Raw genomic sequence first — 13,865 nt, 5'->3', positions numbered from 1 at the left:
CCTTTCCCGCCATCGTCGGCATCATGGAAAGATGCCCGATCAACCATCCGCCACAAACTCCGGTGGACAGGCGTTGGTCCTGACCTGCGGGCGCCCCAGGGGCCTCAATTTCGCCCGGAATAACCCGCATCCCCAGAAAAGGTGATTCACCATCCGCGGTAACGGATTATTAACAGGCGGTTTCAGATTTGACTCAACCGCCGAAAACAGGCACATCCTGCTTAGAACTTGGGATGAGACGCTCGATTGGGGACAGGTATTGATTGGCACGACTGCTGAGAGCGCCATTGCGCGCTCGCTCGGCGATGAAGCGCCTATTCTCGCTGACGGCCGCAAGGCTCCCGACCGTCGCGATGTTTCATTGCGCTGGCTCGCGGGAACATTCCTGACCGGTATTACCTCCAGCGTGCTGATGGGCGTCGCCCTGTTTGCCGCGCTCGACGGCCGGCAGCAGCTCGCCATCCCCGCAGAAGCCTACGCCATGACCGAAAATGCCGGCAACGGCGCCTCCGCAGACAATGTCGTGCGCGGCAAGCGGCTGCTCGAAACCAAGCTCGCGCCCAAGCAGGCCGACCGCACGATCATGGAAGTCGCGACCGTCACCAATGACGGAAAGAAGGAAGTGGTTCGCCGCGTACCCTTCGCGCATGTGACCATGGCGCTGGCGACGGACCACTCGGATCAGGACAATTACCCGCCCTTCGATCCGCTGAACATCTTCGCCGCCAATATAAAGCAGGCGCCGGCCACCTTGCGCACCGGCCTGATCTACGCATCCGACGTCGACTCCGATGTCAGCCTCAAGACCGAAGACTTTCCCCTCAAGGCATCCCCCTACCCCTTTGCCGGCATGATGTCGCTGTCCGAGATCGAGGAAAACGTCCGTTCCAACGGCTCCGTCCTCTCCGATGGCCAGACACAGCTCGCATCCCTCTCCTATGTCGATCCGCGGCGCTTCGCCAATGACGATCTCGATCTCAGCCTATCTGCTGGCCTGTCGGCCAAGATCGTCGACCAGAACCTTTCGGTCGCCATGCCGGACACCGTCACGCCCGATACGCCGGAATATGCCGACGACGTGCTGCCGATCCGCCAGGACATGACGATCGAAAAGGCCCTGAACGACGGCGGCTACTCCGAGAAGGACGCCGAGGCGATCATCCCCAAGCTCGCCGAGACCATAGGCTCGAAAGACCTGAAGGAAGGCGATGTGCTGCGCATCGGCGTCCTGCAGAAGGGAGAGGATGCCACCGTCATCCGCGCCAGCGTCTACCGCGACCAGGAGCACTTCGGCACGGTCGCGATCAACGACAAGGGCCGTTTCGTCACTGCATCCGAGCCTGCCCATCTCGATGCGGTCGACACTGCCTTCAACGACGACGCGCCGCCGCCGCCGAAGAGCCGGCATGACCTTCCGAGGGTCTACGACGCGATCTACCAGGCGTCCCTCGCCTACGGCATGAACCCGTCCATGACGGCGCAGATCATCCGGCTGCTCGGCAGCAATGTCGATTTCCAGGCGAAGGTGAAGCCGAAGGACACGCTGGAAGCCTTCTTCTCGGTCTCGGACGAAAAGGGCAAGGCGACCGAAGACTCGGAGCTTCTGTTCGTCCACGCCAAGTTCGGCGATCTCGACAAGCGCTTCTACCGGTTCCAGGATCCGGACGACAATTCCGTCGATTACTACGACGAGAACGGCAAGAGCGTGCGCCAGTTCCTGTTGCGCAAGCCGGTTCCGAACGGCCGCTTCACCTCGGGCTTCGGCATGCGCCGCCATCCGATCCTGAAATATGCCCGCATGCATCCCGGTGTCGACTGGGCGGCCCCGATCGGCTCGCCCATCCTGGCCGCCGGCGACGGCGTCGTCATCAAGGCCGGCGAATGGACCAGCGGCTACGGCAAGCAGACGCTGATCCAGCACGCCAACGGCTATGTCAGCTCGTACAATCACCAGAGCGCAGTCGCCAAGGGCCTCGCGCGCGGCCAGCATGTCAAGCAGGGTCAGGTGATCGGCTTCATCGGCACGACCGGCCTGTCCACCGGCCCCCACCTGCACTTCGAACTGATCGTCAACGGCACTAAGGTCGACGCGATGAAGATCCGCCTGCCGAGCGGCAACTCGCTTGATGGCGAGGCGCTCGCCAAGTTCGAGACAGAGCGCAAGCGCATCGATGCCCTGCTCGGCGTCAAGGACGACGACAAGGAAGTCGCTTCAATCAATTAAGAATGGCTGGCAAGCGCTGCGACCTGCAACCCTCAGTTTTCCAGTGCGCCCGGCTTTCTCTGCCGCGCGGAGGGCGCTGACGCCGAGATCTTCATCAGGTCGCCGCCGGCGGCGGTGAACCGTCTTGAGACCCTGGTGACAACCAACCCCGCCTGCGGCGCGATGACCTCCAGAATGCCGCCCGCCATGCCGGGAGCGGTGATCAGCGAAGCCAGAACGTCACCGGCGACCACCGTGTCGCCCGGCTCGCGGTGAAACAGGATCGTACCGGCCTGCGGCGCCCGTATCATCTCGATGTGATCGAGCGGGGTCACCGGTCCGCTGAACGCCGGCAGGTTTGGAACAGGCCCCGTGACAACGTCCCGCATCTTCAGAAATGCCATCAGGCCATCCGCATCCTTGCGGGCGAGACCGGCATCCACGTCGCGCCAGCCGCGCAGTTCCACGGTGGTCACCAGACGCCCGCGGAAGCGATCGCCTTCCGCCCGGCCACCGTCACGCTTCCAGGCATAGCCGATCGCCTCGTCGAACGCCGAGCTCTCGCCATCGGCAATCAGCACCGCATCCATGGCGAGCGCGGTGGCCAGGTCGGCTGCTTCCGGCCAGACTTCCTTTTCGAGATAGGCATATTGCAGGGATTCATCGTCGCAATGCAGATCGAGAACGATATCGGCATCAAACGCCATGCGCATCAGCCGGCGCTTGATCTGCTCGACGACCGGCCGACGCTCGATGTCAACGAGCAGACCGTCGCGATCGTCGAAGGCGATCAGCGGGAATTCGCGGTTGAAATTGACCCGGGAACCGAGATCGAAACGTCCCTGCATCTCGCCGGCAAACCATTGCGCCGTACCATAGGGATTGGCCTGCGGCACGATGGTGATGTCGCCGGCGATCTCGCCCCCCTCCTCGGCAAGGCGCAGCTGCTGGCAAAGGAAATGCAATGCCGCCGTGCCCGGCAGCTCACCGGCATGCAATGCCGCCTGCATGTAGACCTTCGGCGCATCGCTGTTGGAGCCTGAAAACCGCAGAACCGGAATGCGATAGCTGACGCCCGGCGTGTCGCCGGCGATAACGATGTCTGAAACGTTCACGGGAACCACCTGTCAAAATTGATTAGGGCTTCCTAGCAGGCGGGAACGACCCGCGACAGAAAAAATTGGCGGCCCGATGGACCGCCAATTCCGATTTCAGGTTTGCCCTGACCTTGCTTAGGCCGCCTGCGCGACCGACTTGCGGGTCGAGAACAGCAACCGGTCGGATGCCGCCGTGACCTTGACGTCGGAGCCGTCGGAAATCTCGCCACCGAGGATCTTCTCGGCCAGCGGATCCTGCACGAACTTCTGGATGACCCGCTTCAGGGGACGGGCACCGTAGACCGGGTCGTACCCCTTGTTGGCGAGCCATTCGCGGGCATCGTCGTCCAGCGCGATCGTGATCTTCCGCTCGGCCAAGAGCGACACCAGATGCTTCATCTGGATATCGACGATGGCGCCCATCTCCCTGCGATGCAGGCGATGGAACAGGATGACGTCGTCGATCCGGTTCAGGAACTCCGGCCTGAAGGCGCTCTTGACCACGTTCATCACCTGCTCGCGGGCGACTTCGCTGTCATCGTTCTCGCCAAGCTGGGTCAGGAATTCCGCGCCCAGGTTGGAGGTCATGATGATGATCGTGTTCTTGAAGTCCACGGTCCGGCCCTGGCCATCGGTCAGGCGGCCGTCGTCAAGAACCTGCAGCAGGATGTTGAACACATCCGGGTGCGCCTTTTCGATCTCGTCGAACAGCACGACCTGGTATGGCCGCCGACGAACCGCTTCCGTCAGCGCGCCGCCTTCCTCATATCCGACATAGCCGGGAGGGGCGCCGATCAGACGGGCAACCGAATGCTTCTCCATGTATTCGGACATGTCCATCCGAACCATGGCGGTTTCGTCATCGAACAGGAACCGGGCCAACGACTTGGTCAGCTCCGTCTTGCCGACACCGGTCGGGCCGAGGAAGATGAACGAGCCGATCGGCCGGTTCGGATCCTGAAGGCCCGCGCGGGCACGGCGAACAGCCTTCGATACGGCCTGCACGGCATCGCCCTGGCCAACGACGGATTTCGCCAGTTCGTCTTCCATCCGCAGAAGCTTTTCGCGCTCGCCTTCCAGCATCTTGTCGACCGGAATGCCGGTCCAGCGGGAAACGACATGCGCGATATTATCCGGCGTCACCACTTCCTGCACCATGCTGCCGGTTTCGGCCCCGTCGTTCTCTTCGGCGGTCGCAAGCTCCTTCTCAAGGCGCGGGATGATGCCATAGGCAAGCTCCCCTGCCCGCTGGAATTCACCGGCGCGCTGGGCATTGGCCAGTTCGTTGCGGGCATCGTCGAGCTGCTTCTTCAGCTCCGCCGCATGGCCGAGCTTCTGCTTCTCCGACTGCCAGCGGGCGGTCAGGGCATCGGACTCTTCCTCGATTGACGCCAGTTCCTCTTCCAGACGCTTCAGCCGGTCGGCGGAAGCCTGGTCGGTTTCCTTCTTCAAGGCTTCCCGCTCGATCTTCAGCTGGATGATCCGGCGGTCAAGCTCGTCGAGTTCTTCCGGCTTGGAGTCCACCTGCATGCGCAGCCTGGATGCGGCTTCGTCCATCAGGTCGATAGCCTTGTCCGGCAGGAAGCGATCGGTGATGTAGCGGTTGGAAAGCGTCGCGGCGGCAACGAGGGCCGAATCCGAGATGCGGACCTTGTGGTGCTGCTCGTACTTTTCCTTCAGGCCGCGCAGGATCGAGATCGTGTCCTCGACTGTCGGCTCGTCAACCATCACCGGCTGGAAACGACGGGCAAGCGCCGCGTCCTTCTCGACATGCTTGCGGTACTCGTCAAGCGTGGTCGCACCGACGCAGTGGAGTTCGCCGCGCGCAAGCGCCGGCTTCAAGAGGTTCGACGCGTCCATTGCGCCGTCCGCCTTGCCCGCACCGACAAGCGTGTGCATCTCGTCGATGAACAGAATGATCTGGCCGGCTTCCGACTGCACCTCGTTGAGGACGGCCTTCAGCCGCTCCTCGAACTCGCCGCGGTATTTCGCACCGGCGATCAGCGAGCCCATGTCGAGCGCCATCAGTTTCTTGTCCTTCAAGGACTCCGGCACATCGCCATTGATGATGCGCAACGCCAAGCCTTCGGCGATCGCCGTCTTGCCGACGCCGGGCTCACCGATCAGCACAGGGTTGTTCTTCGTCCGGCGCGACAGCACCTGGATCGTGCGACGGATTTCGTCGTCACGACCGATGACGGGATCGAGCTTGCCTTCGCGGGCTTCTGCCGTCAGGTCGCGCGCGAACTTCTTCAGCGCGTCGAAGCCCTGTTCAGCATTGGCCGTGTCGGCGGTGCGACCCTTGCGGATGTCGTTGATGACCTGGTTGAGCGCCGTCGGCGTGACGCCCGCCTTCTTCAGGGTGGCGGCAGTCGAGGCCGTCGTCTCGATCGCCAGCGCCTGCAACAGCCGCTCAACGGTCACGAAACTGTCGCCGGCCTTCTTGGCGGCGTCTTCCGCAGTCGAGAACACCTTGGCGAGCGGCTGGGCAAGGTAGATCTGGCCGTTGCCGCCGGTAACCTTCGGCAGTTTGGCAAGAGCGGCATCGTTGGCGATGCGGGCTTCCTTGGCATTGCCACCGGCACGTTCGATCAGCGACGAAGCCATGCCCTGGTCGTCGTCGAGCAGCACCTTCAGGATATGTTCGGGCGTGAACTGCTGATGACCTTCAGCAAGGGCATAGGTTTGAGCGGATTGCAGGAAGCCCCGGACCCGCTCCGAGTATTTTTCCATATTCATGTCTTACCTCCACAGGGTCCCCTCGCCCGTTGCGGCACAAGGAGATTGGGTTGGATTGGGCTCCCTTGATAGGCAAGCCCGCCATCGGCACCGGCCACTACAACCGCCGCCTTTCGAATATCCATATGGGAGAGATGTTTGCCCTTTTAAAGAGAGTTTCAAACGAAAAAACTCCGGCGCGAACCGGAGTTTTGACGTTTGCCAATTCTGCCTGAAGAACGGCCGAACTCAGTCGGAACCCGCCTCGGCCATGGCCGGGGTCGGCTCGCCGCCTTCGCCGGACGAACCGGCGTCTTCGCCCTCGCCCTGAGCGCCGGCAGCCTTGCGCGGCGTGCGGCGCGAACGGTTGGCACCACCACGACGGCGGGTCTGGCCACGCTCGGCCTTGCCTTCGCCAGCGGATGCTGCCGCTTCGTCTTCCTCCGCGGCGACTTCGGCCGGAACACCTTCGATCACCGGCTGCGGACCGCTGCCGTCGACGACGGGCTGTTGCGCCTGGTTGTTGCCGGAAGACTGCCTGCCGGACTGTTCGGAGGACGAACCGTTGCCGCCGTTGTCGACACGATCGTCGTCATCGCCGTCTTCGTCGTTCGAATCGAAATTGCGGTCTTCGCGTTGGAACCGCTCCTGCATCTGCGCCTGAGCGGCTGCGATGATGCGGTTGTAGTGTTCCGCATGCTGCAGGTAGTTCTCGGCAATCACGCGGTCGCCGGAGCTCTGCGCGTCACGCGCAAGAGCCGCGTACTTCTCTGCGATATGCTGGGCGGTACCGCGGATTTTAACATCAGGACCGGAACTGTCGTAAGTCCGGGTGAGCGGGTTGGCGCCCTTCCTGTTGAAGTTGTTATTATTGTTGTTGTTATTGCTGCCGCCGTTGTTGTTACGCCCACGACCACGCTTGTTTTGCTGCCCTGGCCTCATCTATCGATCACCTGAACTCTCATGCTGTGCTGTCAATATGGCTTTGCCGATCGTGCCGAAAACTGGCCACGTCAGGCAAGCCGCAGGCAAACCACATCTAGGTGTCTGCCGCTGGTGAAAATCAAATTACCTGATTCACGTACCGGGACTTGTTCAGCCTTGCATCTCTCGAAAGAGAAGAACCCCCAGGCTAATCCGCACCTAAACGAATCTCATTCGTCTTTCAGCTCCCCGGTGCGTAGGGGCAAACTAGCCCGCTTCATTCCAAATTCCAAGCTTTTTCTTCACTTAGGGTAAAATGTGGGGATGGTGTCCCGCCACCCATCCATTATCCGCGTTCAAACACCAGCGCACGATCATTGCCGCCGTAGTCTGCGACAGCCTGCAGGCGGCGAAAGCCGGAGGCAGCAAACAGTTGGGAAACGCTGTCCCTCTGGTCGAAGCCGATTTCAACGGCAACGGTTCCGCCCTCTCTGAGGAATGCGCCAGCGCCGGAAGCCAGCATTCTGTATGCCTCCAGCCCGTCTTCGCCGCCATCGAGCGCCGCCATCGGGTCGTGCTCGCGCACTTCCGGGTCCAGCGTGGCGACGACATCGGAGCGGATGTAGGGAGGGTTGGAGACGATGATGTCGAAGGTCCCTTCGACCGCGCCGAACCAGTCGCTGACGGTTCCCGTGAAGCGATCCTCGAGACCGTTCCTGGCGGCATTGCGTATTGCCGTCTCGACAGCATCGGACGAAATGTCGCAGCCGACACCGGTTGCGCACTTGCATTCATTGAGAAGCGCCAGGCAGATTGCGCCCGTCCCCGTGCCAAGGTCGAGGATTCGCGCCTCGCCATTGTCCGCCATTGTCCGCTGCAGATAAGGCAGGACGGCATCGACCAGGATTTCGGTGTCAGGCCGAGGCTCCAGCGTTGCCGGAGACAGCGACAGCGTCAGGCCGTAGAACTCGCGGAAGCCCAGAATGCGATGGACTGGTTCGCGAGCGATCCGACGCGAGACCGCCGCCATCACCGTTTCGCGTTCTTCCGCCGACACTGCCCGGTCGCCTCGCGTCAGCATATCCGTCGCCGATAGGTCAAGCAGCCCCGAGACCAGTGTCCTGGCATCCGTTGCCGCCGCTTCGATGCCGCCGTCGAGCAATTCCTGCCGCACCTCGGACAAAAGCGCCGAAAGGGTCTCGACCTTCGTCACCCCTGGGCTCCGAGCTGGGCGAGCTGACCCGCCTGGTAGTCGGAGATCAGCGCATCGACGACTTCGTCGATATCGCCTTCCATGACCCGGTCGAGCTTGTAGAGCGTCAGGTTGATGCGATGATCGGTGAGCCGGCCTTGCGGGAAATTGTAGGTCCGGATGCGTTCCGAGCGATCGCCCGAGCCGACCTGGCTCCTGCGATCGGCCGAGCGCTCGCTTTCGGCCCGTTGGCGTTCGATGTCATACAGACGCGCTTTCAGCACCTGCATCGCCTTGGCGCGGTTCTGGTGCTGGGACTTTTCCGAACTGGTGACGATGATGCCGGTCGGCAGGTGCGTGATGCGCACCGCGGAGTCGGTCGTGTTGACGTGCTGACCGCCGGCACCGGACGAGCGCATCGTGTCGATGCGGATGTCTTCGGGCCGGACCTCGATGTCGATGTCCTCGGCTTCCGGCAACACGGCCACGGTCGCCGCCGAGGTATGGATGCGTCCGCTCGCTTCCGTCTCCGGCACCCGCTGCACGCGGTGAACGCCGGACTCGAACTTGAGCTTGGAAAACACGCCGCGGCCGGAAATGGTCGCGATGATTTCCTTGTAGCCGCCGGCTTCGCCTTCGCTCGCCGACAGGATTTCCACCTTCCAGCCATGGGCGGCGGCAAAGCGCTCGTACATGCGGAAGAGATCGCCGGCAAACAGCGCCGCCTCGGAACCACCGGTGCCGGCGCGAATTTCCAGGATGGCGCTTTTCTCGTCGGCGGCGTCCTTCGGCAGGAGAAGGATCTGCATCTCCTTTTCCAGCGCCTCGATCTGTTCCTCAAGCTCGGGGATTTCCAATTCGGCAAGTTCGCGCATTTCGCGATCGGTCGCCTTGTCCGCCAGCAATGCCTTCAGGTCGGCGAGCTCGGCAACGCCCTTCTCGTATTCGCGGATCTTTTTGACGACCGGCTCGAGTTCGGAATATTCCGACGCCAGCTTGACGTAGACGTCTGGCGCCGGGCCCGCCGACATGCGCGCCTCGATCTCGCCGAACCGTCGCTCCAGCTCACGCATCTTTTCTACAGGAAGCTTCGCCACCCTTCTCTCCGGTCTTCTTGTTGTCGTTACCCGCCAGATGGGCCTGTTAAATGGGAATGTTGTGCGCCTCGGCAAAGCGCTTCAGCAAGTCGCGGATCGGAACGCGCGACGCGTCGTCGTCGATCGCCGCCGTCATGATCTCTGCAAGCATCCCGACGTCGAGGCCGAGCAGCATTGCCTTCACCGGGCCGATCGCGGCCGGCCCCATGGAAATGGAGCGGAAGCCGATTCCGAGCAAGGCCATCGCACTCAACGGCTTGCCGGCCATCTCGCCGCACAGCGTCACCGGCGTCTTGTTGCGCTTGCCCGCCTCAACGATGGATCGCAGGATCCGCAGGAACGGCCGGCCGAGAATGTCGAAACGGTCGGCGACCCGGGCATTGCCGCGATCGACCGCCATCGAGAACTGGAAGAGATCGTTGGAGCCGACGGAGACGAAATCGACTTCCGCCATCAGTTCGTCGAGCTGCCACAACAGCGCCGGCACCTCGATCATCGCGCCGAACTGCAGCTTCTTGGGCAGCGGATGGCTGAACTTCGACAGGTGCTGCACCTCGCGCTGCAGAAGTTCGCGCGCCTGACGGATTTCGGCGACTTCCGTCACCATCGGCAGCATGACCTTCAGCTCACCGCCGCTTGCGGCCCGCAAGAGCGCGCGCAACTGCATGCGCAACAGGCCCGGCCGGTCGAGCGCCAGCCGGATGGCGCGCCAGCCGAGCGCCGGATTTTCTTCCTCGTGCGGCCGGAAATAGGGAACGACCTTGTCGCCGCCAATGTCGAGCGTGCGGAATGTAACCGGTCGCTTGCCCGCCTGGTTGAGCACGGAGCGATAGAACTCCTCCTGCTCTTCCGTCTTCGGCATGGTCGAGGCGATCATGAACTGCAGTTCGGTGCGGAACAGACCGATACCGTCCGCGCCGGAATCCACGAGCTGCGGCAGATCCACCAGAAGGCCGGCATTCATCTGCAGGTTGATCCGCTCGCCGTCCTTGGTGACCGGGTCGACAGACCGCAGCGCGCGGAACTGCTCCTGGCGCTTGGCCCTCAGCCGCACCTTTTCCTGATAGGCCACCTGCAGTTCCGGAACCGGCCTCAGGTGCACCTTGCCGTCATCGCCGTCGATGATGACGGGATCGCCGTTTTCGGCGAGAGCCACGACACCGGCAGCCTGGCCGACGACCGGAATGCCCATGGCGCGCGCGACGATCACCACATGGCTTGTCACCGCACCATCTTCGAGCACGAGGCCGCGCAGGTTCTCACGCGGATAGTCTAGCAGCTCGGCGGCGCCCATCGCGCGGGCGAATATGATCGCATCGCCGTTTGCCACCTTGCCGGCGACACTTGTGGTGTAGCCGGTCAGCTGGCGCAGCAGGCGGTTTGCGAGGTCGTCGAAATCATGCATGCGCTCGCGCAGGTATGGGTCCGTCAGGCGCATCATCCGCGCCCGCGTGTCACTCTGCACCTTCTCGACAGCCGCTTCCGCCGTCAGGCCGTTGCGGATTGCCTCCTCGAGCTTGCGCACCCAGCCCTGGTCATGGGCAAACATCCGGTAGGTTTCCAGAACCTCGCGGTGTTCGCCTTCCATCGACACGTCACGCCTCGACAGCATGTCGTCGATCGAAATCCGCAGCGATCCGAGGGAATCGGCGAGCCGGCGGATTTCCTGGTCCGTGTCTTCGTTCAGGAGATTGGTGACGACGATGCGCGGCTCGTGCAGGACGACATAGCCGAGCCCGATGCCCTCGTTGTAGCTGTCGCCGTCAATTGCCACATGCCGGGTAAGGTCGAGCTCGATGCCGGGCCGGGTGATCTTTTTGAGCTCGCCCGTCGCGATCATCTCGGCGAGGATCATCGCCGTCGTCTCGAGCGCCTCGACCTCGTCTTCGCGGTAGTTGCGCTGCGCCTTGTTCTGCACGACGAGAACGCCAAGCGTTCGCCCGGTTCTCAGAATCGGCACGCCGAGGAAGGAGTGATAGATTTCTTCGCCCGTTTCCGGCAGGTAGCGGTAGGCGGGATGCGACTGCGCGTCCGAGAGGTTCAGCGGCTGGGCGCTCGCGGCAATCGTACCGACGAGACCCTGACCCATCTTCAGCTGGGCCAGGTGGACGGCGTCGGGATTGAGACCTTCGGTGGCGTAGAGTTCGAGGACGCCGTCGGCGCGCAGCACATAGACCGAGCAAACCTCCGCAACCACGTTGCGGGCGATTTGCCGGACGATCTGGTCAAGGCGTTCCTGCGGTTCGAGCGGCTCCGCCATCAGTTCGCGCAGCCGCTTCAGCAGAACACGCGGACCTGTCGACAGATCTCTCATCGCATAAGCGCTCCCGAATGCCTAGAAACATGCCCGGGACAATCTCAAGTCGTAAACGATTCTCGAAAGGCACCCGGCCGATATCAACTCTTATCGAGACCGTAGCAGGAATGCAAAGTCCTGACAGCCAGTTCGGCATAGGCTTCGTCGATCAACACAGAAATCTTGATCTCGGAGGTGGTGATCGCCTTGATGTTGATGCCCTTGCCGGCCAACGCCTGGAAGGCGGAAGCCGCGACGCCGGCATGGCTGCGCATGCCAATCCCGATAACCGACACCTTGACCAGCCCGCGCTCGCTCTGGATCACGTCGTAGCCGATCGCGTCCTTCTGCTTGCCGAGCACTACCATCGCCTTGTCCAGATCGCCGGACGGCACGGTGAAGGTGATGTCGGTGCGCGAACCATCTTCGGAGATGTTCTGCACGATCATGTCCACATTGATGTGGTTTTCGGCCAGAGGCCCGAAGATCGCGGCGGACACGCCCGGCCGGTCGGCAACACGGCGCAGCGAGATCTGGGCTTCATCCTTGGCATAGGCAATGCCGGTTACGACTTCCTGTTCCACGATTTCATCCTCGTCACAAATCAGCGTTCCGGGCGGGTTCAACAGATCACCCATGCCCGGCGCATCGGGATCATCAAAGCTGGAGCGCACGAAGGTGCGGACCTTGTGCACCATGGCAAGCTCGACGGAGCGGACCTGCAGCACCTTGGCGCCGAGCGAGGCCATTTCGAGCATTTCCTCGAAGGCGATCTTCTTCAGCCGGCGGGCCTTGGGCTCGACGCGCGGATCGGTCGTGTAGACGCCATCGACGTCGGTGTAGATGTCGCAGCGGTCGGCCTTGATGCCGGCGGCGATCGCCACGGCGCTGGTGTCGGAGCCACCACGGCCGAGCGTCGCGATCCGGTTGTCCGGACCGATGCCCTGGAAGCCGGCGACGACGGCCACCTGGCTTTCCTCTTCCATGCGCCGGATCAGTTCAGTGCCGTCGATGTCCTCGATGCGGGCCGCACCGTGTGTGCTGTCGGTCTTGATCGGGATCTGCCAGCCCTGCCACGAGCGCGCATTGACGCCGAGCGACTGCAGGGCGATCGCGAGGAGACCAGAGGTGACCTGCTCGCCGGAAGCGACGATCGCATCATATTCGCGCGCATCGTAAAACGGCGAGTTGGCGCCCGTCACCTTCGGCATGTTCTGGACCCAGCCGACAAGCTCGTTCGTCTTGCCGGCCATTGCCGAAACCACGACAGCCACCTGGTGACCGGCATCGACTTCCCGTTTGACGTGGCGCGCGACGTTGTGAATGCGGTCCAGATCTGCGACGGAAGTTCCGCCGAATTTCATCACAATACGAGCCATGGCCAATTCCGGTAGTGTTCAGATGACGTCTTGCGGCGCCGGACATACGAAAACGCTCCACCGGCGACGGGGAGCGAAGTTGCGGTCTCTTAGCGAAATCCGGCCGAGGGCGCAATGGGTGAATGGAGCCGCCTGCCCGCGACGTCCCGGCACTTGACTTCGTCGGCCATTCACCCGATTTCAACATCATCACAAGGGAGTAACTGCCATGAACGCCGCCGAAGTCCGCACCACCGTCGATCAGAGCGAAATCGATCGTTTCTCGGCCATGGCGGCGGAATGGTGGAATCCGACCGGCAAGTTCAAACCGCTGCACAAGTTCAACCCGGTCCGTCTGGCCTATATTCGCGATACCGCTGCGGCGCATTTTGGGCTTGAGGCGAACGCTGCCTCTCCGCTTAATGGGTTGAGAGTTCTCGACGTCGGCTGCGGCGGCGGCCTCTTGTCCGAGCCGGTCGCCCGCATGGGGGCATCCGTCACCGGCATCGACCCTTCGGAGAAGAACATCGGCATCGCCTCCACCCATGCCGCGGCAACGGGCACCGACGTCGACTACCGGGCACTGACCGCCGAAGATCTCGCCGCCGCCGGCGAGACGTTCGACATCGTCCTCAACATGGAAGTCGTTGAACACGTCGCCGACGTCGAACTGTTCATGACCACCTGCGCCAGCCTTGTTCGTCCCGGCGGCCTGATGTTCGTCGCCACCATCAACCGCACGATGAAGGCTGCGGCACTCGCCATCATCGGCGCAGAGTATGTTCTGCGCTGGCTACCCCGCGGCACGCATCAGTATGAGAAGCTGGTGCGCCCGGACGAACTCGAAAAGCCCCTGAATGCCGCCGGCATGGACATCTTCCAGCGCACAGGCGTGTTCTTCAGCCCGCTGTCGAACAGCTGGAACCTGTCGAAGGACATGGACGTCAACTACATGGTGGTCGCGAAGAGACCGGCCTGAG

The 13,865-nt window shown here is 62.5% G+C and carries 9 protein-coding genes; 2 read left to right on the top strand and 7 right to left on the bottom strand.

Annotated features, from left to right (window positions below; genetic code table 11):
- Nucleotides 1-286: 286 nt before the first annotated feature.
- Entirely contained in the window at nt 287-2,224 is a 1,938-nt protein-coding gene (locus tag ACU5AY_RS01835) for a M23 family metallopeptidase (RefSeq protein ID WP_446828924.1), read from the top strand.
- Between the two features lie 32 nt (nt 2,225-2,256).
- Here ACU5AY_RS01835 and ACU5AY_RS01830 read toward each other — a convergent pair whose 3' ends face one another.
- The 7 genes from ACU5AY_RS01830 to ACU5AY_RS01800 all read right to left on the bottom strand — a co-directional run bounded on the left by ACU5AY_RS01830 (nt 2,257) and on the right by ACU5AY_RS01800 (nt 12,906).
- Nucleotides 2,257-3,318 carry a peptidase M14 gene (locus ACU5AY_RS01830; RefSeq protein WP_446827761.1) on the bottom strand — a complete coding sequence of 354 codons (1,062 nt, stop codon included), beginning with the start codon at nt 3,316-3,318 and terminating at the stop codon, nt 2,257-2,259.
- Between the two features lie 117 nt (nt 3,319-3,435).
- Complete coding sequence (gene clpB / locus ACU5AY_RS01825; protein WP_446827760.1) at nt 3,436-6,039, bottom strand: ATP-dependent chaperone ClpB; 2,604 nt, start codon at nt 6,037-6,039, stop codon at nt 3,436-3,438.
- A 228-nt stretch (nt 6,040-6,267) separates the two neighbouring features.
- Complete coding sequence (locus ACU5AY_RS01820; protein WP_446827759.1) at nt 6,268-6,960, bottom strand: DUF4167 domain-containing protein; 693 nt, start codon at nt 6,958-6,960, stop codon at nt 6,268-6,270.
- 328 nt (nt 6,961-7,288) lie between these two features.
- On the bottom strand, nt 7,289-8,155 hold the full coding sequence (prmC, locus tag ACU5AY_RS01815) for a peptide chain release factor N(5)-glutamine methyltransferase (RefSeq protein WP_446827758.1): 867 nt from the start codon (nt 8,153-8,155) through the stop codon (nt 7,289-7,291).
- Nucleotides 8,152-9,231, bottom strand: coding sequence for a peptide chain release factor 1 (prfA, locus tag ACU5AY_RS01810; RefSeq protein ID WP_446827757.1), 1,080 nt, complete (start codon nt 9,229-9,231; stop codon nt 8,152-8,154). Before prfA ends, prmC begins: the two co-directional genes overlap by 4 nt.
- 46 nt (nt 9,232-9,277) lie before the next feature.
- Nucleotides 9,278-11,545, bottom strand: a complete 2,268-nt coding sequence (gene ptsP / locus ACU5AY_RS01805; protein ID WP_446827756.1) for a phosphoenolpyruvate--protein phosphotransferase — start codon at nt 11,543-11,545, stop codon at nt 9,278-9,280.
- 83 nt (nt 11,546-11,628) lie between these two features.
- Nucleotides 11,629-12,906, bottom strand: coding sequence for an aspartate kinase (locus tag ACU5AY_RS01800; RefSeq protein ID WP_446823127.1), 1,278 nt, complete (start codon nt 12,904-12,906; stop codon nt 11,629-11,631).
- Nucleotides 12,907-13,114: 208 nt separating this feature from the next.
- Here ACU5AY_RS01800 and ubiG point away from each other — a divergent pair, with 208 nt between their 5' ends.
- Nucleotides 13,115-13,864: a bifunctional 2-polyprenyl-6-hydroxyphenol methylase/3-demethylubiquinol 3-O-methyltransferase UbiG gene (gene ubiG / locus ACU5AY_RS01795; RefSeq protein ID WP_446827755.1), complete on the top strand. Its 750-nt coding sequence runs from the start codon at nt 13,115-13,117 to the stop codon at nt 13,862-13,864.
- Nucleotide 13,865: the final 1 nt, after the last annotated feature.

The sequence above is a fragment of the Rhizobium sp. PAMB 3174 genome, assembly GCF_052908375.1.
The sequence above is the reverse complement of the archived record's forward strand: the minus strand, read 5'-3'. Positions and strand labels throughout refer to the sequence as shown.

What these genes read in the sequence shown, in the direction of transcription:
- clpB (WP_446827760.1), bottom strand. Translation starts at nt 6,039, where the DNA reads ATGAATATGGAAAAATACTCGGAGCGGGTCCGGGGCTTCCTGCAATCC.
- ACU5AY_RS01820 (WP_446827759.1), bottom strand. Translation starts at nt 6,960, where the DNA reads ATGAGGCCAGGGCAGCAAAACAAGCGTGGTCGTGGGCGTAACAACAAC.
- ptsP (WP_446827756.1), bottom strand. Translation starts at nt 11,545, where the DNA reads ATGAGAGATCTGTCGACAGGTCCGCGTGTTCTGCTGAAGCGGCTGCGC.
- ACU5AY_RS01800 (WP_446823127.1), bottom strand. Translation starts at nt 12,906, where the DNA reads ATGGCTCGTATTGTGATGAAATTCGGCGGAACTTCCGTCGCAGATCTG.
- ubiG (WP_446827755.1), top strand. Translation starts at nt 13,115, where the DNA reads ATGAACGCCGCCGAAGTCCGCACCACCGTCGATCAGAGCGAAATCGAT.